A 21,446-nucleotide genomic window follows, 5' to 3' on the forward strand; every position below is an offset into this window, starting at 1 on the left:
GGGAAACCCGGGCTTCCATGGATGAGCCGAAGCAGGAACGGGCGGTGAGGACGCGGGACACCATCCTCCACGCGGCCGCCGAGGTGTTCGACGAGTGCGGCTTCAGCGGAGCCAGCATCAGCAAGATCATGAGCCGGGCCGGGGTGACCCAGGGCGGCATGTACTTCCACTTCAAGTCGAAGCACGGCCTCGCCATGGCCGTCATGGCGAGCCAGCAGGACTTCGTGGAGCCCCCCGAGCGCTCGACGGGCCTCCAGGCGCTGATCGACCTCACCTTCCACCTGGCCCGCGAGCTCCAGCGGAACGTACTGTTCCGGGCGAGCGTGCGACTCGCGGTCGAGCAGGGCGAGTTCGGCGTCCGGAGCGACACGGCCTACCAGGAGTGGGTGGACCACTTCCTGAAGCACCTGCGCGTGGCACGCGAGCTGGGCGAGCTCCTGCCGGACGTCGACGAGGCCGACTTCGCCATGACCCTCGTGGGCGCCTACACCGGGACCCAGCTCTACTCGAACATCGCGAGCGAGCGGAAGGACCTTCCGCAGCGCATCTCCCTGCTGTGGCGCTTCATGCTGCCGGCCGTCGCGACCCCCGAGGTCCGCGAGCTGCTCCGCACCCGCCCGGGCAAGGGCGGCCTCCCCGTCTGACGCCACCCCGCCGCCGGGCCTGACGCCACCCCGCCGCCGGCCGGGACGACGGCCGCTGCGCCGGCGCCTCCCGAGCGGTGACGATCAGTCAGCCACCTGACCGAGGGGTCAGCTCCCGGGCGAGGTCGCCAGCTTCGGCCCGCCAGGCCCGTACCTGGTCGTACGCGGGACCGAGCTCGTACAGGTGGTAGTGGCATCCCAGACTCAGCTGGGACCAGAGGGCCTTCGCCCGTCGGGCCGTCTCCGCCGGCGCGACGGAGTGCAGGAGGAGCAGCTTGGCGCGCCCCGTGGTGCGGGACCGGCCGGGCCCCGCGGCTTCCAGCGCCCGGTCGACGCAGAGTTCCAGCGCGGTCCGCAGCGCGAGGCAGGCGCCGCGGTGCCGGCCGGCGGTGGTGACGCCGGCGAGTTCGCCGTGGAGCAGGTGGTCGGCGGTCAGCAGCAGGCCCTCGACGGAAGCGGGGTGGTGGGTGGTCATGCGGTCGCCTCCGGCCTGCGGATCTTCTTCGTCAGGTTCTCGACGTCCGTGACGAAGCGGTGGGGGTCACGGATCGAGGTGCCGCCGGGATGGGCTCCCCGCTGGCACTTCCGGATGAGGGACCACGCCTGGTCTCCGTGACGACGGCGCACCTCGAACTCGACGTCGTTCCCGCGCCTCACGTCGCCGAAGAGGGCGAAGGCAGCGACCTCCCGGAACCGCTCCGCGCCGTCGATCGCGTCCTGGAGGTCGCGTTCCGATCCGCCGGTGCGGTGGTGGCGGACCCACGCGGCCTCCAGGAAGGCGTTCTCCAGGGCGATGCGGCACAGGCCGGGCAGCACGTGGCTGTACGTCTCGGGGGCGAGCCCCGGGGTGGAGGCGATGGCCCGGGCGTCGGCGACGGCCTGGGCGACCGGGTCGTCGACGCGGTCGACCCTCACCCGGGACCCCTCGCCCCGCGTCACCCGGAAGACCGTGACCGGCAGCTCCTGGTCGGTGAACGCCTTCTGCAGACGGGGATCGTGCGTGAAGACGACGATCTGCCGGTGCCTGCCCAACTCGTGCAGCACCTGGGCGAGTCCGTGCACCTTGGTCGGGTCCATGGACTGCACGGGGTCGTCGATGACGAGGAAGCCGAACGGGCTGTCCGCCGTCGTGGCCCTCGGCAGGAAGAGGGAGAGCGCGAGGGAGTGCAGCTCTCCCTGGCTCATGACGTCGAGCGCCGGGGCGTCCCGGCCGTCGACGGAGGCCGCCATGACGAGCTTGCGGACGCTCGCCCTCTCGCCGCCCTTCAGGCTCACGGCCGTGAGGTCGACGTTGCTCTCCTGCCGCAGGCGCTCCCAGATGGCCTGCGTGGCGTCGGTGAAGCGCTCCATGCGCTGCTCCCTCAGCTCGGCGGAGAGGTCCCTGAGCCACTTCACGGCCTTGCGGAGGCTGCTCAGCAGCGGCTTGTCCCGTTCGGCCGCACGCGCCTCGTCCGCCCAGGCGGCAAGCCGGACGACGAGCGCGCGCCACCGCTCGTCGCGCTCCTCCAGCTCGCGGACCGCGTGCCTCCTGACGGTGTCGCAGGCGTCGGCGAGGACCGTGGCGGCCTCCTCGGCGCTCCTGGCGAGCTCGACGGGGTCGGCGATCTGCCGGCAGTCGGTCCACGCCCTCCACGGGCCGGCCAGCGCCGTGGGGATCCGCGCGGGGGTCTCGATGAGGTCCTGGAGCTTCCGCGCGCCCGTCCGCACGGCGGCACGCGCGTCCTCGGCGGTCTTCGCCTCGCGGCGCAGCTCCGCGACCTGCCGGGCGGCACGGTCGTGCCACTCCCGCCCGAGGACCCGTTCCGTTCCGCACGCCGGGCAGACGTCGTCGTCGGGATGCCGGTCGGCGTGGGCCATGGCCTTCTCCAGCAGGTCGGCGCGCAGTCGGGCGTTCTCGGCGTCGGTGCCGTGCAGGTCCTCCACGTCGGCGAGGGCGATCCGCAGCCGCTGGACGGCCTCTCCGACCTCCGCCAGGTCGGGGCCGTGCGCCCCGGCCTCGACGCGGAGCTCGGCGAGCCGGCCGTCGTCGGCCGGGGGGAGACCGGCGACGAGCGCGTCGACGGTGTCGAGGTCCGGGGTGCCCGGGGTGTCCACGGCGAGCAGGGCCTGCACGGCACGGTCGTCGTCCTCCAGCGCGTAGAGGGCCTCCTTCAGGCCGGGCAGGGCGTCCCTCGCCTCCTTCGCGGCGGTGGCGAGTTCCTTCTCCCGCGCACTCAGCCTGCCCGTCGCGGTGGAGAGCGGTTCCATGCCGAGGATGGTGGCGATCGCGTCGTACCGCTCGGACGGCTTGCCGGTGAGCATGAGGTCGAGGTCGGTGTACGAGAGGAACGGCCGGTGGTCGGCGAGGGCCGTGTCCCAGCCGGTGTCGGCCAGGGGCACGGTTCCGTGGCCCGGGCGCCTGAAGGTGGCCTCGGAGCCGCCGAACTCCGCGCTCGTCCAGGTGCGGACGAGGGTGCTGTTGCCGGTGTCGCCCTCGATCGCGAGCTTGAGCTCGATCCTGGGGCTTTCGGCGTCGTGGAGGTTGGCCCAGTGCCCGCCTCGCGTGGCGTCCTGGCCCGGCCGACGGGCCCGGGTACCGGTGAAGCCGACCTCGATGGCGTCGGCGAGGCTGGACTTGCCGGAGCCGTTGCGGCCCACGACGAGGTTGACGCCCGGGCGGGGGCTGAGGCCCAGCCGGGCACGGGGGCCGATGCCGCGGAAGCCGTTGACGGCGAGGGAGTCGAGGTAGACGCGCCCGGCGGCGGCGGACGACGTGGTGGCGGTGCCGGCGTCGGCGGCGTCGCTGCCGAGCGCGTCGCGGACGAGGGCCTTGACGGTCTCGGGGAGAGCCGACCCGGCCAGGCGGGCCGCCACCGTCTCGGCGAGGGGAAGCGCGGTCTGCCGGTGCTGTTCCGTCTCGGTCACGAAGGGCCTCCTGCACGGTGTGGCGGGGACGAGGCGGTGTCGTGCACCGCCTGCTGACAGGACGGAACGTTAGGGAGAAAGCGAGACGGACCCTCTGCGGTTCACTGGTAACCAGGGTTATCAATTTTCTCTTGCGGCTTTGGAGTTGAGCTTGTCGCCGACCTCACGCCGTGGGTCAGCCATGCCTCCACGCGGGACGATCCGCGGGATTTCGTCAGAGAGGAAGCTCCGATAAGGGGGGTTATCAAGCGAACAACCGATCTTTTCATGATCGGTTGTAGGCTTCTTCCACCCGCTGTCGACGCCGACCGGAGATCTGCGGACGCCCGCGACGACCCATGGGAGAGGAGACCGATGAGCAACCCGATGCCGACCGCCGGCTCCCCCCTCGTACCCGGCCCGCTGTCCTCACGCATCGGTTACGCCGAGATCGCCGCCCTCGCCCAGGTGAAGCGGCCCGTCCCCACCACCTGGGCCCGCCGGCACCCGGACTTCCCCGAACCGGTGACCCGTGAGGGCGGCAGCCCGCTCTTCGACGCCCGGGAGGTCGTGGAGTGGCTGGCCCGGACCGGCCGCGGCAACGCCGAGCCCCGCCGCCTGCGGGTCGAGGCGGCCCTGCACACCCTCTCCGCCTGGCGGTCCTCCGGCCTCCCCGCCCCCGTTCTGGTGGGCGCGCTGACGGCCCTGATCTGCCTGCGCCAGCAGTACGACGCACCCGTCGGGGCGCACGCCTGGGGTGAGCTCCTCGCCCGGGCCGGCGACCTCGACGCGGAGGACGCCTTCCTCCTCTCCGAGCTGCGTGCCGTCCCCGACCCGGACCGCCTGGGCCCGGCCCTGGCCGCGCTCGCCGACGAGCTGACCGAGGCCGCCTACACCCCCGCCGAAGCCTTCGACTGGGTCCTGGAGGCCCGCCGCCGACTCGGCTCCCACGACCTGGCCGCCGACGAACCCACCCCGGCGGTGGCCCGCGCCCTCGCCGCCCTGGCCGGCATCGGCACCCTGCCCGACGAGTCCGTCCTCGCCACCCCGTACGCCCGCAGCGGCGACCTGCTCGCCGCCCTGCACACGGCGGCGCCCGAGGACTCCGGCCACACCTACCTCGCGGCCGAGCCCGACCCGGCACTCGCCCGTCTCGTCCGGCGCCGGATGCTCGTCCGGGGCGTGTTCGAGTTCTCCCTCGACGTCACCGAGGGCGAGGGGCTGCCCACGGACGACTGGGGCGACCCCCACGCACTGGTCTGCGCCCTCCCGTACGAGGCGGGCGAGACCCGCAGCGCACGCCAGGTCCTGGAACGGATCCAGGACCTCGCCGACTACCTCGGCGACGGCTCGACGGCGGTCGTCCTCGGCCCGGCCGACGCGCTGGTCCAGCCCCTGCCCCGGCACGGCGACGCGGACCGGCTGCGCCGCTCCTTCCTCGACGAGGGCCTCCTCAAGGCGGCGATCAGCCTGCCCGACGGCGCCTTCGCCTACCGCCCCGGCTACCGCACCGCCGTCTGGATCCTCGCCCGCACGCCCGAGGACGAGCGCGCGGGCCGTGTCCTCCTCGCCGACTACTCCGCCCAGCCGCTCACCGAGCCGGTCCTCGACGTGCTCGCCGAGGACATCGCCATCTGGCGGGCCTCGGAATGGCGCGGGGACCGCCGCCACGAGCCCCGCCACGCGGCCGTCGTCCCCGCGAAGGACCTCGACGACCGGCCGGGCTCCCCCTTCACCCCCCAGCACCGCTCCCCCGAGGCCCGGCACACACGGGCCGTCGTGGAACGCCCCGCCCGCATCGCCGACGTGGAGCGGCACCTCGCCGAACTCGACGAGCGGGCGGCGCGCCGGGCCGACGGCCCCGTGAAGACCGGGGCCGTACTCCGCCCCGAGGACCAGCAGGTCCGCCGCACGACCGTCCGCCGCCTCCTCAAGGACCGCCGGCTGCGCCGCCGCCCCGGCCACCGCATCGCCCCCGAGCACCTCTCGCCCGACGGCCACTACACGGTGATCGGACCGGAGGAGATCCTCGGCACCGCGCGGTTCGGCAGCCGCCGCATCGACCGGGGCCTGGTCCTCACGGCGTACGAGCACGTCCAGTTCACCGAGCCGGGCGACCTCGTCGTCACCACCAGCCCGCGCTTCGGCGTCCACGTCGACGCCGAGGGCCTGTCGGTGGTCGTCGCCCCCGCCCGCGTCCTGCGCGTCCACCCCGACGCGGACCCGCCGGTCCGGCCCCGGGTCCTGGCGGCACTGCTGCGGGCCGCCGCCTGCGACCACGGCCGCACCAGCGGAGCCGTACGCGCCCCACGCGGCATCGAGGACCTGAGCGTCCCCGACCTCGGGCGCGAGGAGCTGGAGCGGTACGAGGCCGTGCTCGCCGAGATCGGACGCCGGACGGAGCTGCTGCGGCAGCAGTCCGAGGCGCTCGACGACCTGGCCCGCATCACCGCCGCCGGCATGGCCGACGGCACCCTGACGATCCCGTACCTCCCCGAAACCGCCAGCTGAAGGAGACGACGCACTCCATGCCACCGCGCAAGAAGAAGCCCACCGAGCAGGAGGAGCTGTTCAGCGCCTCCACGCCCAAGGAGATCCAGGCCATCCTCTGGAAGGCCGCCGACAAGCTGCGCGGCTCCATCGACGCCGCGCAGTACAAGGAGTTCGTCCTCGGCCTGATCTTCCTGAAGTACGTCTCCGACGCCTTCGAGGAGCGCCGCGGCGAACTGGCGAAGGAGCTCGCCGAGGACGGCATCTCCGAGGAGCAGATCGGCGACTTCCTGGAGGACCGCGACGAGTACACCGGCGCCCACGTCTTCTGGGTGCCGGAGACGGCCCGCTGGTCCTGGATCGCGGCCAACGCGAAGAGCCAGGGCGTGGGCAAGCTCCTCGACGACGCGATGGACGCGGTCATGCGCGAGAACGCGGCCCTGACCGGCGTCCTCCCGAAGATCTTCAACCGCGACAACGTCGACCAGAAGCGTCTGGCGGAACTCGTCGACCTCATCAGCGACGCGCGCTTCGGCGGCACGGAGGACAAGCCGGCGCAGGACGTGCTGGGTGAGGTGTACGAGTACTTCCTCGGCAACTTCGCGCGCGCGGAGGGCAAGCGGGGCGGCGAGTTCTACACCCCGCAGTCGGTGGTCCGGCTGCTCGTGGAGATCCTGGAGCCGTACCACGGCCGGGTGTACGACCCGGCGTGCGGCTCGGGCGGCATGTTCGTCCAGGCGAGCAAGTTCATCGAGGCGCACCGGGGCCGCGGCCACAAGGCGGACATCGCCGTCTACGGCCAGGAGCTCAACGAGCGCACCTGGCGCCTCGCGAAGATGAACCTCGCGATCCACGGCATCGACGGCAACCTGGCCGGGCGCTGGGGCGACACCTTCGCTGACGACAAGCACCCGGACCTCAAGGCCGACTTCGTGATGGCCAACCCGCCGTTCAACATCAAGGACTGGGCGAGGGACGAGGGCGACCCCCGGTGGAAGTACGGGGTCCCCCCGAGGAACAACGCGAACTACGCGTGGCTCCAGCACATGGTCTCGAAGCTGGGCGAGCGGGGGACGGCCGGCATCGTCCTGGCGAACGGCTCGATGAGCTCCCGGTCGAGCGGCGAGGGCGAGATCCGCCAGTCGATGGTGGAGGCGGACCTGGTGGCGTGCATGGTCGCGCTGCCGGCGCAGCTGTTCCGTACGACGCAGATCCCGGCGTGCCTGTGGTTCCTGGCCAAGGACAAGTCGCCGCAGGGGGCGAAGGGCCTGGCGGACCGGCGCGGGGAGATCCTGTTCATCGACGCCCGCGAGATGGGCACGATGGTCGACCGCACGGAGCGCGTCCTCACGAAGACGGACCTCGCGAAGATCGCGGGCGTGTACCACGCGTGGCGCGGTACGGAATCGGCGAAGGCGGAGGGCCTGACCTACGAGGACGTGCCGGGCTTCTGCTGCTCGGCCGGTCTGGAGACGGTCCGAGAGCACGGGTACGTCCTGACGCCGGGGCGGTACGTGGGTGCCGTCGAGGCGGAGGAAGAAGACGCGGAAGTGGTGGCCGCACGGATCGCCGCCCTGACGGACGAGCTGCTCGGTCTGTTCGCCAGGTCGGCGGAGCTGGAGAAGACGGTGCGCGAGCAGCTGGGGAAGGTGACCGATGTCTGAGTGGTCGCGTACGACCGTGGGCGACGTCATGACGCTGCAGCGCGGCTTCGACATCACGAAGGCCCAGCAGGCTCCGGGCGACGTTCCCGTGGTGTCGTCCGGTGGGATCGGCAGCTACCACGACACCGCCATGGTCAAGGGTCCCGGCGTGGTCATGGGACGCAAGGGGACCCTGGGGAAGGTCTACTACCTCGAAGGCGACTACTGGCCGCACGACACCACGCTCTGGGTCAAGGACTTCAAGGGAAACGATCCCCGGTTCGTCTACTACTTCCTGGGGACCCTGGACTTCCTTTCCATGGACGTCGGCTCGTCGAACCCGACGTTGAACCGGAACCACGTCCACCCTGTTCCCGTTCAATGGCCCCCTCTGGCGGAGCAGCGGGCGATCTCCGCCCTGCTCGGGGCGCTCGACGAGAAGATCTCCAACAACGAGTCCATCGCGGCACGGGCGCTCGACCTGGGCACGGAGGAGTTCCGACTGCTGTCCGCCTCCGCGCAGGAGAGGTTCACCCTCGGCGACGTGGTGGAACTCCGGTACGGAAAGGCCCTGGCCGCCCATGTGCGCACTCCGGGCGACGTTCCCGTGTTCGGCAGCGGGGGCGTCGGCGGGTACCACGCGGAGGCGCTGGTGCGGGGCCCCGGAATCATCGTCGGCCGCAAGGGGACGGTCGGTTCCGTGTACTGGTCCGACGCGGACTTCTTCCCCATCGACACCACCTTCTACGTCGCCCGCCGGACCGACCGGGTGTCCCTGGAGTACATGTACTTCGCGCTCAGGAGCCTGGGCCTCGAGCACATGAACGCCGACTCGGCCGTGCCCGGGCTCAACCGCGACCGTGCCCACTCCCTCGGGCTGAGCGTTCCCGCGGAGAACGCGATGCGGGAGTTCACCTCGAAGGTGAACGACCTCTTCTCGTTGCGCCGGAGCCGCTTCGCGGAGAGCGCCGTCCTCGCGACCCTCCGCGACACCCTCCTCCCCCAGCTCATGTCCGGCCGCCTCCGGATCAAGGACGCCGAGAAGATTGTCGAGGACAACGCGTGACGCTCCCCGGTGACGAGAACCGGAACCACCGCCCCCACGAATCCGACTGGGAGTCCCTCGCCCTCGAAGAGCTCGCCGCGCTCGCCTGGCAGCCCGCCCCCGGCAACGAGTTCGCGCCCGGCTCCGGCCACCGGAAGTCCTGGGACGACCTGATCCTGTACCCGGACCTCCGCGACGCGGTCGAGCGGCTCAACCCGGACCTTCCCCCGGACGCCGTCCGGGACGCCGTCGGCATCGCGTCGACCCCGTCCTCCCAGGACGCGTACGAGGAGAACCGCACCGCTCACGGCCACCTGACCGCCGGCATCCGGTCCGTCACGTACACCGACGCCTTCGGGGCCGAGCACAACCCCACCATCCGGCTCGTCGACCTCGACGACCCGGACGGGAACGTGTACCGCGCCCTCAGGCAGGTCACCGTCGTCGACGGCGAGAAGCGGCGCCGCTTCGACGTCGTGCTGTACGTCAACGGACTGCCGCTCGCCGTCCTGGAGCTGAAGCGCGCCGGCGACGAGGACGCCACCCTCCGGGACGCGCACACCCAGGTCACCCGCTACGTCGCGGAGTTCCCGACCGCCTTCCGGCACAACGCGGTCGTCCTCGTCTCGGACGGCATCACCGCCAAGTACGGCACGCCGTTCACGCCGTACGAGCACTTCGCGCCGTGGAACACGGACGAACTCGGCGAGCGCGTCGACCCGCTCGCCGCCGAGGACATAGGGGACTCGGGCCAGAACCTGGCCCTGCACGGGCTGTTCACCAGGGACCGGTTCCTCGCCCTCGTCAGGTCCTTCGTCAACTTCGTCCCGTCGAAGCGGATGAAGCGCATCGCCAAGCCGCACCAGTACCACGCCGTCACCCGCGCCGCCGAGGCCGTACGGGTGGCCGCCGCGAGCAACGGGAAGGCCGGCGTCGTCTGGCACACGCAGGGTTCGGGCAAGTCCGAGGAGATGGTCCTCACCACCACCATGGTGATGAAGGACCCGGCGCTGTTGAACCCGACCGTCGTCGTCATCACGGACCGCACCGACCTCGACGACCAGCTGTACTCGACGTTCCTGGAGAGCGAGATCCTCCCGGAGGCGCCGAAGCAGGTCCTCACCCGGGCCGAGCTCCGCGAGGAGCTCGCGGCCAAGCGGGTGGGCGGCATCCTCTTCACGACGCTGCAGAAGTTCGGACGCACCAAGGAGGAGAAGGAGTCCGGCGCGGACCACCCGCTCCTCTCCGACCGCCGGAACATCGTCGTCATCGTCGACGAGGCGCACCGCAGCCACTACGACAACCTCGACGGCTACGCCCGCCACCTGCGCGACGCGCTCCCGCACGCCACCCTCCTGGCCTTCACCGGCACGCCGATCTCCGAGGCCGACCGCAACACCCGCGAGGTGTTCGGCGACTACATCGACGTCTACGACCTGAAGCGGGCCGCCGACGACGGGGCGACGGTCAAGGTCTTCCACGAGAGCCGGGTCATCCAGCTCGTCATGGACCGGGACGTCGACCCGACGGCCATCGACGAGGAGGCCGACCGGATCACCGACGGCCTCGACGACGTCGAGCGCACCCGTGTCGAGCAGGCCGTCGCCACGATGAACGCGATGTACGGCGCGCCCGCCCGCATCCGGGAGCTCGCCGCCGACCTCGTACGGCACTGGGAGACGCGGCGTGCGGCGATGCAGCCGTTCGTCGGCGTCTCCGGGACGGGCGGCGCGCCCGGCAAGGCGATGATCGTGTGCGCCACCCGCGAGATCTGCGTCAGCGTGTACGAAGCCCTGCGCGAGCTGCGGGAAGAGTGGCACAGCGACGAGTTCGACAAGGGCGTCATGAAGATCGTGTTCTCGTCGAACACGCGCAAGGACAAGGACGCGCTCCTCGCCCACGCCCTGAGCGACAGCCGCCGCAAGGCCGTCATCAACCGGGCCAAGGACCCGGAGGACGAGCTCCAGCTCCTCATCGTCAACAACATGCTGCTGACCGGCTTCGACGCACCGCCCGTCCACACCATGTACCTGGACCGGCCCCTCAAGGGTGCCGGCCTGATGCAGGCCCTGGCCCGCGTCAACCGCCGCTTCCGGGGCAAGGAGGACGGCCTCCTCGTCGGGTACGCGCCGCTCACCGAGAACCTCCAGCGGGCGATCGCCGAGTACACGGACGCCGACCGGCGGGACCGCACGCTCGGCCAGGACCTCGACCGGGCGCTGGACGAGCTGCGCAACGAGTACGACGTCCTGAACGACATCCTGCGGGGCTTCGACTGGCGGGCCCGGCTGGACACGCCCTCCAAGACGGCGTTCATCGACGCCGCGAGGCGGGCCGCGAGCCACCTCCTGGACCCCGCCACCCCCGGCAACAACCCGGAGAAGCTCGACGACCCCCGGCAGACGCTCGGCCGGCGCTACCGCGAGCACTCCCACCGGCTGGAGCGCTTCCACGCACTCTGCGGCAGCTCCACCGCCATCTGCGAACGCTTCCCGGACCACCCGGCCTGGCGCCGGGACATCCAGTTCTTCGTCGAGGTCCGCGCCTACATGGCGAAGATCGACGCGATGAACCGCGAGGCCCGCGGCCTCCCCGTCGCCCGCGACGTCGAGCTGTACCTGGCGCAGCTCACCTCCTCGGTCGTCGAGACCAGCGGGGTGACCGACCTGCTCGCCGAGGCCGGCCTGGGGACCGTCGACCTGACGCACCTCAACGACGCGCTCGTCGCGAAACTGCAGAACAGCGAGACCCCGCACCTGGCGGCGGAGGCCCTGCGGCAGCTCGTCGAGCGGAAGATGCGCGAGGTCACCCGGCACAACGTGGTCCGCCGGACGACCTTCTCCGAGCGGCTGCAGGACCTCATGGTCCGGTACATGCGGCAGCAGTGCACGGGAGCGGAGTACATCGCCGGCCTCGTGGAACTGGCCAAGTCGGTCATGGAGGACGTCCGCCGCGGCGAGAAGTTCGAGCCGCCGCTGGACTGGCGCGAGCTCGCCTTCTACGACGCGGTCGCCGACCACGGCACGGCCCTGGCGGTCATGGGAGACGACGTACTGGCCGCCATCGCCCGCGAACTGGTCACGGAGGTCCGCAGCAAGCTCGCCCCGGACTGGCTCTCCCGCCCCCCGGTCCGCGCCCGCCTCCGCAGCTCCATCAAACGACTCCTGGCCCGCCGCAACTACCCGCCGGACCAGGCACCCGAGGCCATCGAGCTGGTCCTGAAGCAGATGGAGTACTTCGCCAACGAGTGGTCCACGAAGGGCGACGAGGACGACTGAGAAACCGGCCCGGGTTCCTCCCGACGGGTGACCACGCCCCCATCCCGTCGGCCAGGCTCGTCGCCCGCTGCTTCGCATCGCGACCCGCACCAGGATCGGCGGCGGCTGGAAGGCGTACGCCCCCCGTTCCGACCACCGCCCACGCCCCGGGGCATCCGTGCCCCGGGGCTCGTCCGCCGGGCAGGCGGCAATGGGGGCGACCTCAGTAACCCCCATCCGCTAGGCTGTCAGCGGTCAGTCGGCCTTCAGGGCGCCTGCCCGGGAAAACGTCCCTCGGGACCCCACCCGGCACCGCCCCGACGCAAGCCTGACCAGGGCGCTTGCTCCACCCCGCCCGGCATCCCCACTGGGGTTTCCGGCAGGGTCCCCGGCAGGCCCCGCCTTCGTAGCTCAGGGGATAGAGCACCGCTCTCCTAAAGCGGGTGTCGCAGGTTCGAATCCTGCCGGGGGCACAGGAAGAAGGGGCGGGTACTGGGATCAGTACCCGCCCCTTTGCCGTGAGGGTGCTCGCGGGAGGGGGCCGGAGCGTTCCTATCGGACGACGACGTTGTGCGCCGGGATGATCGTGGGCTGCAGGTCGGCGTGGCCGAGGTCGGCCAGGATCGGGCCGAAGGTCTTCGCGTGGGTTTCGAGGGCCTCCGCGCTCTCCCAGACCTCGGTCACGCGGAACCCTCCCTCGACCGGTCCCGCCGCGTGGGAGATGAGGCCCGGGTTCCCCACGTCCGCGAACTTCGTGAAGCCCCGCCCCTCGGTCACCCGTTCGATGACCGTGTCGTAGAGGTCCTGCCCGGCGCCGGGCAGGTCGAAGGTGACGATGATGGCCATTCGGATGCCCCTGTCTCGGTCCGCCGCGCGGTCGCGGCAGCGTCCGTGGATCCTAGCGGTAAGTGACCGGTTGGTTTCAAAGAGCGACGCGGGAGGGGGCGGTCAGCGGAGTTCTTCCGGGCAGGCCGTGCCGCGCGAGAGCTTGTAGGGGGCTCCCAGGCGGTAGACGCCCGCCTTCGGGGCGAGGAGTTCCGTCCATTCGTCGCCCTCGGCGTCCGCCTCGGCCTTGAAGAGGCAGCCCTCCTCGTTGGCGAAGGCCTTGGGGAGTTCGGTCTCCGACGCCTCGCGGGCCAGCTTCGAGGCCTCCGTCTCCTTCGGCGGTTCGATCTTGCCGCCGTTCTCGTCCACGAGGGCGAGCCAGGGCGAGTACGGGACGCGGATCAGGACCCGGCCGGGGCTGTCGACCCGGATCACGACCTCGTTCTCCTCCGCGCTCTGCACCTCGGCCGGCGGGTCGGCGAGAGGGGTCGGGTTCTGCACCTCGTACAGCCGCCAGTTCTCGTCCGACCAGACCTGCCTCAGGTACGGCAGGCCCTCGCCGACCAGCTCCGCCTCCTGCTCGGCGCCCGAGTCGGGGGCTCCGGTGGGCAGGACGACGTAGTGGACGGCCCAGCGGTGGAGCCAGTCCCGGTAGTTCGCGGCGTTCAGCGTGTCGTCGTAGAAGAGGGGGTTGCGCTCCATGTCCGCCTGGCGGTTCCAGCCCCGCGCCAGGTTGATGTACGGGCTGAGCGCGGAGGACTCGCGGTGGCTGGACGCCGGCACGACCTCGACCCGCGCCTTGCCCGCGTCCCGGACCTGGAGCTGGTTGACGAGCGGCGCGAGCTCGCGCGCCCAGGACGCGTCCGGGGCGGTGCGGATGACGTCGTCGACGCCCTTGAAGCCGACCCAGAAGTTCAGTCCCGCGACGGCGAGCAGCAGCGCGTACCAGCGGCGTGAGCGCGGGGTCGTGTACGGCAGGGCCGCGAGCAGCACGACGCCCGCGAAGAGCATCGGCAGCCGGGAGATGTTCGAGCCGATCTGGGAGTCGATCAGCCAGGTCAGGAGGGTGCCGATGGTGTAGACGGCTGCTGCTGTGCGGACCGTCCGCCAGGTCTTCGGGACGAGGAAGAAGGTCAGCATGCCGAAGAGGAGCGGGAGTGCCGTCGAGCCGAAGGCCATCGGCTGCGTGCCCGAGAAGGGGAAGAGCCAGGAGGAGAGGGCCACCACGGCCACCGGGGCGAGACCCAGGGCGTACGCGCCCGGGCGCCGTTTGTTCAGGAACAGCGCCGCCGCCGCGATGCCGAGGAACAGGCCCGCGACCGGGCTGCACGCCGTCGCCAGACCGGCCAGCGGGGCGGCGACCGCCGCCTTCGCCCAGCGTTTGCGGCGCCAGCGGTACGGCCAGCAGAAGACGGCGGCGACCGCGCCGAGCGCGAACATCATGCCGAGGCCGAAGGTCACCCGGCCCGAGAGCGCGTTGCAGAGGAAGGCGAAGACGCCCGCGACCGAGCAGACCAGGGGGTTGCGGACCGCCCGCACCCGCACCAGGATCAGCGCGGTCAGGCCGGCCGACAGCGTCCCCGCGACCATCATCGTGCTGCGGACGCCGAGCACCGACATCAGGTAGGGCGAGACCACGCTGTACGAGACGGGGTGCATCCCGCCGTACCAGGCCAGGTTGTACGCGGAGTCCGGGTGCCGCCCGACGAACTCGGCCCAGGCGTCCTGCGCGGCCAGGTCCCCGCCGCTGTTCGCGAAGAGGAAGAACCACAGGACGTGGGTGAGGGCGGCGAGCCCGGTGGCCGCCATGACCGTGTAGCGGCGCTTGCGCCGCGGGGCACGGGTGGGGGTGGGGGTCGGGGCGGGCGTCGCCGGGACCGGTGCCGGTGCCGGGGCGGGCCGCTGCGTCGGGAGCACTATTCGCGGGAGCGAAGAGGGTCCGATATCCGTGGTCGAGCCGCCGTCGGTGTCACGAGCTTCATGGGCATCACGGTAGACGTCGGGGTCGGAGTCCGCGCGGTCGGCGCGTGTCGGCTCGGCGGTGGTCACTGCGGCCCTTTCCCGTGCTGCTGCCCGTCTCGCTGCTCGCTTCTCGCGTGGGTCACGCGTGGGTCTCGTCCCCCCGGAGACGCTAACAGCCGGGCGTCCCGGAAAATCCGGGACGCCCGGCCGAGCGGGTGGCCTCAGCCCAGGTGGGTCAGCTTCTTGTCGAAGCCGGGCTCCACCAGATCGGCCTTCAGGGCGACCGGGGAGCTGACCTTGCCGGCGCCGGTGCCGATGGACACCTGGCCGACGATGTCGCCCGCCTTGCCGGAGTGCGGGAGGGGCTTTCCGCCATCCGTGAGCTCCAGCTTCACCTCGAGGCCCGGCCAGCCGACCGCCTTGAGCTCCTTGGTGGCCACGACCTGCGTCCGGCCGCCGAGACCGTCGTCCACGTAGCCGAGGACCTGGCCCTTCCTGACCACGGTGGCCGAGGTGACGTCCTTCTGGGCCTGCTGGATCAGCTTGAGGCTGTTGTCGATGGCCAGCTGCAGCTTGTCGATGAGCATCTTGGCGTTCTTCGCCCCCATGACGATGCCGAGGATGCGGCGGTTCTGGCCGTCGACGACGGTGTTCGCCGACCAGAGCAGGTTGCCGCCGGCCGGGGTGGAGGAGCCGGTCTTGATGCCGTTCACACCGTCGTGGAGCAGGATGTTGTTGTTGTTCTCGATCCGGCCGGGGATGCCGTCGACCGTCACGTTCGGCATGTTCACGATCTCGCGGAACACGTCGTACTGCATGACCGCCTTCGCCAGCTTCAGCTGGTCCTGCGGGGTCGACATGGTGCTGTCGAGCAGGCCGGACGGGTCCGTGTACGTCGACTGGGTCATGCCCAGGTCCTTCGCGGCGGCGTTCATCTTCTCGACGAACGCGGCCTCCGAACCGGCGTCCCAGCGCGCGAGCAGCCGGGCCACGTTGTTCGCGGAGGGGATCATCAGGAGCTCCAGGAGCTCCTTCTCCGTGTAGGTCTGGCCCTCCTGGACCGGCGCCGTCGACTCCGAAGCGTGCTTCCCCTGGTCGGCGGCCTTCTTGTCGATCGTGATCTCGGGACCGGGCTGCTTCCCCTTGATCGGGTGGTCGCGCAGGATCACGTACGCCGTCATCGTCTTGGTCACGGACGCGATCGGGGCCGGCTTCTGCGCTCCGTACCGGCCCATGGAACCGACGCCCTCGACCTCGACGGCGCCCTGTCCCTCGTCGGGCCACGGCATCTGCAGCTTGCCGCCGCCGAAGGTGAACGTCGGCGCGGCCGTCAGCGTCAGCGCGGGCGCGGGCAGCGGGCGGACCATCTGCACGATCGCAAAGACGATCAGGAGGAGCAGGACCAGCGGGGTCCAGATCCGCAGCCGGCGCAGGGTCGTCCGCAGCGCGCTCGGCGGCGGGGGCGGCGTGTTCGTCAGCTCCGCGAGCAGGTCGAGCGGGGGCAGCGGCGGCAGCGGCTGCTGCCGGGTCCGCTCCGGCTCGGCGAGCGACGCCGGCGACGGTACGGGGGCGGGCGCGGGGGCCTTGGGGGTCTTGGGAGCCTCAGGGGCCTTGGGGGCGGCTGCCGGGGCGGCGGAGGCCTTGGGGGCCTCCTGTGCCGCCTTCTCGGCCTTCTCGGCCTTCTGCTCGGCCGGGATGTCGGGACGCAGCGCACGGAAGACACTGGTGCGCTCGCTGTCGGAGTCCGCGGTCAGACCGGACGGGAGCTTCAGGGCGGTCGTCGGCTGGTCCACGACGGGCGGACGGACCATCTTGAACATGGTCGTCGGCTGGTCGACGGGCTCCTCGTCCTCGGAGGAACCAGAGGAATCGGAAGAGTCGGAAGAACCGGAAGAGTCGGTCGTGTCCGAGGAATCGGTGGAATCGGTGGAGTCGGTCGCGTCCGAGAGCTCCGCCGGCTTCTCGTCGGTGGCCGGCTTCTTCGCGGCGAACCAGGAAGCGGAGGGCGCCTTGTCCTCGGCGTCCTCCTCGTCCGTCTCGTCGTCGGACTCGCCGTCAGTCTCCTCGACCTCGTCGGCCGGCTCGTCGGCCTCGGTCTCGTCCTCCGGCTCGGGCTCGTCGGCCTCCTCCGGCTCGGGCTCGGGCTCCTCGACCGACGCCTTCGCCTCCGAAGCCTCCGGCTCCTTCGACCCCGGCTTCTCCGGCTCCTCCTCCGTCGCGACCCACGCCGCCACGGCCGCCTTCAGACGGTCGCCCTCCGCGCCGGACTCAGCGCCCGACTCCGACTCCGACCCCGACTCCGGCTCCGCCTTCGGCTCGTCGTCCTCGGGCGTGCGCGGGGTCAGGGTCTTGAAGACGGCCGTCGGCTGGTCGACCCGAACCGCCGAGGACGACGAGGCGTCTGACTCACGGAGCACGGAAAGCCGAGGATCCCGGCCGCCGCCCGAGGCCGTCGTCTCCTGCGACGACCCCTGCTGCTCCGCCTTGTCGGGGGACTCGCCCGCCACCGTGCCTCCTCCATGCGTCATACGTACGTCCGAACCGTCTACCAGTGTCCTGTGTGAACCCCTTGGCTCCCGTGCTAGACGAGAACGACATACCTGCCGGTTCCCGGATGAACCACCCAGGCACTCTCGACAGATGAATGTGAGAGGGGTCACCCTGTCATTCATCCACGCGGGGAGGCATGGATGGGCAGGAGCCGCAGAACTATTCCGGAAGAGCTTCTGCTGCTCGCTCTGGACCCGACCACGGGTACCACAGCGCAGCCGCAGTCGCTCGACCTCGGTCTGGCCGGAGCACAGCTAGTGGAGCTGGCTCTGGCAGGCCGGATAGCCCCTGACGGGGATCGTATCGCCGTGGTGATGCCACGGCCGACCGGAGATCCGACACTGGACTCCGCACTGGAGCTGCTGCGCAGGCGCGGCAGCCCGGTTCGGGCCGTCCACTGGATCGGCGGGCCCCGGCTGGGGCTCCGTCAGACGTATCTCTCGCATCTGGAGCGATGCGGCATGGTGCATGCCGTGGAGGGCCAGATGTGCGGGGTGTTGCCGACGACTCGCTACCAGGCGACGGACACGGCGATCAGTCGGGAGATCCGTACCCGGCTGGACAGTGCGATCCGCACCGGCGTACCGCCGGACCCGCGGACCGCGGCGCTTGCCGCGCTGGCCCACGCGGTCGGTCTCGGGAAGCACCTCTACCCCGGCAACGAAGGACGGTCGTCGCGGTCCCGGCTGCGCGATCTGATCCGGCACGACCCCATGGGCGGACTCGTGGCGCACGCCGTGATGGACGTCCAGAACGGCGCGGCGGCACAGCCGCGCCGGAGCGCCGCGGGCGTCCCGGCGCAGCCTCGCGGCAGCATGGCCCGCGCGGCCGCGCACTGAAGCACGACAGCACGACAGCACGACCGCGCGACGAACAGCACCAGTACCCGCATCAGTACCCGCACCACGAACCGGTACGACGAACCGGTACACGAACCACCTGGAACCATTCCGGGAGCCGCACAGGTGTGCGGGGCGGTCTGCGCGACCGTCCCGCACACGTGCGTTGTCCTGTTTTCCCAGCGCGCACCCGGCCATTGGTGGCAGTCTGCCAAGCGGTAGATACTCACAGCTACGCAGCAGACAGCCGGAGGTGCAGTTTCCGTGGCGTCCAACGTCAACCCCACCGTCAGGCGACGCCGATTGGGCCAGGAGCTGCGCAAGCTCCGCGAGGCGAAGAACATGACGGCCGAGCAGGTCGCCGAGCGTCTCCTCGTCTCCCAGTCCAAGATCAGCCGGCTGGAGAACGGCCGTCGCTCCATCAGCCAGCGTGACGTCCGCGACCTGTGCGGCGTGTACGAGGTCGAGGACGAGCGCATGGTCGACTCCCTCATGCAGATGGCCAAGGACTCGCGCCAGCAGGGCTGGTGGCACGCCTTCGGCGACATCCCGTACAGCGTCTACATCGGTCTGGAGACGGACGCGGAGAGCCTGCGGATGTACGAGTCGCAGATCATCCCGGGCCTGCTCCAGACTCCCGCGTACGCGGAGGCCGTGATCTCCGGCGCGATGCCGGAGTCGACGCCGGTGGAGATCGAGAAGCGGGTCACGGTCCGGACCCGCCGTCAGGACCGGATCCGGGACGAGGAGCGTCCGCTGCGCCTGTGGGCGGTGATCGACGAGGGCGCGCTGCACCGGATCGTGGGCAGCCGGCAGCTGATGGTCGAGCAGCTGGAGCACCTGATCGAGCAGTCGCACCTGCCGCACGTCACCGTGCAGGTGATCCCGTTCGAGATGGGCGCGCATCCGGGGATCAGCGGGCAGTACTCGATCCTGGAGTTCCCGGACACCTCGGACTCCAGCGTCGTCTACATCGAGGGCGTGACGAGCGATCTGTACCTGGAGAAGGCGCAGGACGTCGGCAAGTACTCCGTCATGTACGAGCACCTCAGGGCGCAGGCGCTGAACGTGGAGCAGACGCGGGAGTTCATCTCGAAGATGGCGAAGAAGCACGCCGAGGGGTGATCGCCGACGGGTGGGGCAGGCACCGTACACCCCGTGATCGCTTGCACGGAAGCTCAGTTGGAATATGCCACTCGGACGTGTGAACGCCGGTCCCGCCGGACGGGACCGGCGAGTAGCGTCGATCACGCCATCAAGAACGTTGGCGCGACACACTACTCGGCAGAACCGGAGTGAGCAGCATGGCGATTATTCAGGGCGGCACGGACACCTGGACGAAGTCCTCGTACTCGGGTGGGAACGGGGCCTGCGTCGAAGTGAAGTCCCCCGTCATGGCCGCGATCGCGGTGCGGGACTCCAAGGCGCCCGAGGGCCCGTCCCTCTCCTTCGGTCCGGGATCGTGGAACGCCTTCGTCGGCCAGGTGAGCAACGGGGCCCTCTGAGCCCCGGTGCGCGCACGCCGTCACCAGCAGTACGAATGAGCCCTCTCGACCGGTCCGCCGTCCTGGCCGAGGGGGCTCGGCCTTTGCCCGCGACAGGTCAGCGCAGCTCGTCCACGTAGCGGTCCGTGCCCGGGACCGTCGGGATGAAGGGTGCCACCAGCTCCACCCGGCCCGCGTCCCCTCCGAGGGACTCCAGGTCCGTGAAGTGCTCCGTCCAGCACGTGCGGGGGTCCTGCTCCAGGAACCAGAGCAGGGTGAGCCGGGTGTCGACGCCCTCGACCTGCTTCACGTACGTCATGCGGTCGCCGGGCAGCGGGGTCGGGCGGAAGGCCGTCACCAGCGCCGCCGGTGAGCCGGTGAGACGGCGGGGCAGGTCGCGGGTGCGGAGGCGGTCGAGCAGGGCCGCCCGCTCCTCCGGGCCCGACGCGTCGATCACCTGGAGGATCAGCCCGGCGTAGGGGTGGTCGAGGGCGTGGAAGTCGCGCGGGCCGGCCGTCCCGTCGCGGTAGACGGTCGCCTCGTGGTCCTGGAACGAGGTGAAGACGTGGGTGCGCTCCTGGTGGACGCGGGCGTCGCGGTTGAGCCGCTTGTTGATGCCGACGGTCCACTTCATGTGGTCGTCGTAGCGGCCCTCGGTGATCCAGTACGTCGAGAGGTAGCAGCCGGCGGTGACCGGCTGGGCGACGGCGGACTTCTCCGGGCGCCGCAGCTCCTGGAGTTCGCGGGTGGCGACCCAGCGTCGGCCGGCGTACATCCAGGGCATGGCCATGGCGCCCGCGTAGTAGTGGTCGTCCTCGTACCAGCGGTTGTAGGCGTACTCGTGGCCCGGGTGCGGTTCGACCATGGTGATCAGCGCGTGGCCGGGGCGGACCCCGTACGGGCCGACGGCCGCCAGTTCCGCGTACGTCTCGCTGCGGGTCTCCTCGCTCACTTCCGTACCCCTTCCCATGTCGGTGCCGGACTCCTACTCTGACGGACCGTCAGATACTTGGCCAGGGTCGAGGAGGGTCCGGATGCTGCTCCAGGGGAAGACGGTCGTCGTGTCGGGGGTCGGTGCCGGGCTCGGGCACCGGATCGCGGAGACGGTGGTACGGGACGGGGGCAACGCGGTGCTCGGCGCCCGCACCGAGGCCAACCTCGCCAAGTCCGCGGCGGAGATCGACCCGGAGGGCCGCCGCACCGCGTACCGGGTCACGGACATCACCGACGAGGAGCAGTGCGAGGCCCTCGCCGCGCTCGCCGTCGAGCGCTTCGGCGGGATCGACGCGGTCGTCCACGTCGCCGCCTGGGACTCCTACTTCGGGGGCCTGGAGGACGCGGACTTCGGGACCTGGCAGGGGGTGCTCGACGTCAACCTGCTCGGCACGCTGCGGATGACCCGGGCCTGCCTGCCGGCGCTGAAGGAGGGCGGCGGTTCGGTGGTCCTGATCGGGACGCAGTCGGCCGTGGCGGCGCCCTCGCAGGTGCGGCAGGCGGCGTACGCGGCCTCGAAGGGGGCGCTGACCTCGGCCATGTACTCGCTCGCGCACGAGCTGGGGCCGCACCGGATCCGGGTCAACACCGTGCTGCCCGGCTGGATGTGGGGGCCGCCGGTCCAGGCGTACGTCCAGTTCGCCGCGCACACCGAGGGGGTGCCGGAGGCCGAGGTGCTCGCCCGCCTCACCGAGCGGATGGCGCTGCCCGAGCTCGCGACGGACGGGGACGTGGCGGAGGCGGCGGCCTTCCTCGCCTCGGACCGGGCGCGGGCCATCACGGGGCAGTCGCTGCTGGTCAACGCGGGGGAGCTGATGCGCTGAGCCGCTT

General features: G+C 71.2%; 15 protein-coding genes and 1 tRNA gene. 10 read left to right on the forward strand and 6 right to left on the reverse strand.

The features are described 5' to 3' along the window. The first annotated feature begins 17 nt into the window (after positions 1 to 17). The gene (locus tag ABZ318_RS09060) at positions 18 to 644 is read left to right on the forward strand and encodes a ScbR family autoregulator-binding transcription factor (RefSeq protein WP_356901813.1); all 627 of its coding nucleotides are present in this window, start codon (positions 18 to 20) and stop codon (positions 642 to 644) included. 88 nt (positions 645 to 732) lie between these two features. On the opposite strand, the gene ABZ318_RS09065 is transcribed toward ABZ318_RS09060, so the two are convergent. After that, positions 733 to 1,119, reverse strand: a complete 387-nt coding sequence (locus ABZ318_RS09065; protein ID WP_356901814.1) for a hypothetical protein — start codon at positions 1,117 to 1,119, stop codon at positions 733 to 735. Next, the gene (locus tag ABZ318_RS09070) at positions 1,116 to 3,548 is read right to left on the reverse strand and encodes an AAA family ATPase (RefSeq protein ID WP_356901815.1); all 2,433 of its coding nucleotides are present in this window, start codon (positions 3,546 to 3,548) and stop codon (positions 1,116 to 1,118) included. Before ABZ318_RS09070 ends, ABZ318_RS09065 begins: the two co-directional genes overlap by 4 nt. A gap of 354 nt (positions 3,549 to 3,902) precedes the next feature. Here ABZ318_RS09070 and ABZ318_RS09075 point away from each other — a divergent pair, with 354 nt between their 5' ends. The 5 genes from ABZ318_RS09075 (at position 3,903) to ABZ318_RS09095 (ending at position 12,435) form a co-directional block, all read left to right on the forward strand. Further along, positions 3,903 to 6,038 carry a hypothetical protein gene (locus ABZ318_RS09075; protein ID WP_356901816.1) on the forward strand — a complete coding sequence of 712 codons (2,136 nt, stop codon included), beginning with the start codon at positions 3,903 to 3,905 and terminating at the stop codon, positions 6,036 to 6,038. Between the two features lie 17 nt (positions 6,039 to 6,055). Further along, a complete protein-coding gene (locus ABZ318_RS09080; RefSeq protein ID WP_356901817.1) occupies positions 6,056 to 7,681 on the forward strand; it encodes a class I SAM-dependent DNA methyltransferase in 1,626 nt (541 codons plus the stop codon). Next, complete coding sequence (locus ABZ318_RS09085; RefSeq protein WP_356901818.1) at positions 7,674 to 8,726, forward strand: restriction endonuclease subunit S; 1,053 nt, start codon at positions 7,674 to 7,676, stop codon at positions 8,724 to 8,726. Before ABZ318_RS09080 ends, ABZ318_RS09085 begins: the two co-directional genes overlap by 8 nt. After that, positions 8,723 to 11,983 (forward strand): type I restriction endonuclease subunit R, encoded by a 3,261-nt coding sequence (locus ABZ318_RS09090; RefSeq protein ID WP_356901819.1) that lies wholly within the window; start codon positions 8,723 to 8,725, stop codon positions 11,981 to 11,983. Before ABZ318_RS09085 ends, ABZ318_RS09090 begins: the two co-directional genes overlap by 4 nt. Positions 11,984 to 12,362: 379 nt before the next feature. Continuing rightward, positions 12,363 to 12,435, forward strand: a tRNA-Arg gene (locus ABZ318_RS09095). Between the two features lie 79 nt (positions 12,436 to 12,514). On the opposite strand, the gene ABZ318_RS09100 is transcribed toward ABZ318_RS09095, so the two are convergent. The 3 genes from ABZ318_RS09100 to ABZ318_RS09110 form a co-directional block, all read right to left on the reverse strand. Further along, on the reverse strand, positions 12,515 to 12,808 hold the full coding sequence (locus ABZ318_RS09100) for a hypothetical protein (RefSeq protein WP_356901820.1): 294 nt from the start codon (positions 12,806 to 12,808) through the stop codon (positions 12,515 to 12,517). Positions 12,809 to 12,910: 102 nt separating this feature from the next. Continuing rightward, complete coding sequence (locus ABZ318_RS09105) at positions 12,911 to 14,596, reverse strand: MFS transporter (protein WP_356901855.1); 1,686 nt, start codon at positions 14,594 to 14,596, stop codon at positions 12,911 to 12,913. Positions 14,597 to 14,970: 374 nt separating this feature from the next. Continuing rightward, positions 14,971 to 17,256, reverse strand: a complete 2,286-nt coding sequence (locus ABZ318_RS09110) for a serine hydrolase (protein ID WP_356901821.1) — start codon at positions 17,254 to 17,256, stop codon at positions 14,971 to 14,973. A gap of 183 nt (positions 17,257 to 17,439) precedes the next feature. Here ABZ318_RS09110 and ABZ318_RS09115 point away from each other — a divergent pair, with 183 nt between their 5' ends. From ABZ318_RS09115 to ABZ318_RS09125, 3 genes are all read left to right on the forward strand, one after another. Further along, a complete protein-coding gene (locus ABZ318_RS09115) occupies positions 17,440 to 18,138 on the forward strand; it encodes a GPP34 family phosphoprotein (protein ID WP_329853152.1) in 699 nt (232 codons plus the stop codon). Positions 18,139 to 18,402: 264 nt separating this feature from the next. Continuing rightward, on the forward strand, positions 18,403 to 19,263 hold the full coding sequence (locus ABZ318_RS09120) for a helix-turn-helix transcriptional regulator (RefSeq protein ID WP_356901822.1): 861 nt from the start codon (positions 18,403 to 18,405) through the stop codon (positions 19,261 to 19,263). Between the two features lie 179 nt (positions 19,264 to 19,442). After that, a complete protein-coding gene (locus tag ABZ318_RS09125; RefSeq protein ID WP_190158955.1) occupies positions 19,443 to 19,643 on the forward strand; it encodes a DUF397 domain-containing protein in 201 nt (66 codons plus the stop codon). Between the two features lie 97 nt (positions 19,644 to 19,740). Here the strand turns inward: ABZ318_RS09125 and ABZ318_RS09130 are convergent, their stop codons facing one another. Next, a complete protein-coding gene (locus tag ABZ318_RS09130) occupies positions 19,741 to 20,574 on the reverse strand; it encodes a hypothetical protein (protein ID WP_356901823.1) in 834 nt (277 codons plus the stop codon). Between the two features lie 82 nt (positions 20,575 to 20,656). Here ABZ318_RS09130 and ABZ318_RS09135 point away from each other — a divergent pair, with 82 nt between their 5' ends. Further along, on the forward strand, positions 20,657 to 21,439 hold the full coding sequence (locus ABZ318_RS09135; RefSeq protein ID WP_356901824.1) for an SDR family oxidoreductase: 783 nt from the start codon (positions 20,657 to 20,659) through the stop codon (positions 21,437 to 21,439). Positions 21,440 to 21,446 lie beyond the last annotated feature (7 nt).

It is taken from the genome of Streptomyces sp. NPDC006197 (assembly GCF_040613865.1).
Classification (GTDB): Bacteria; Actinomycetota; Actinomycetes; order Streptomycetales; family Streptomycetaceae; genus Streptomyces.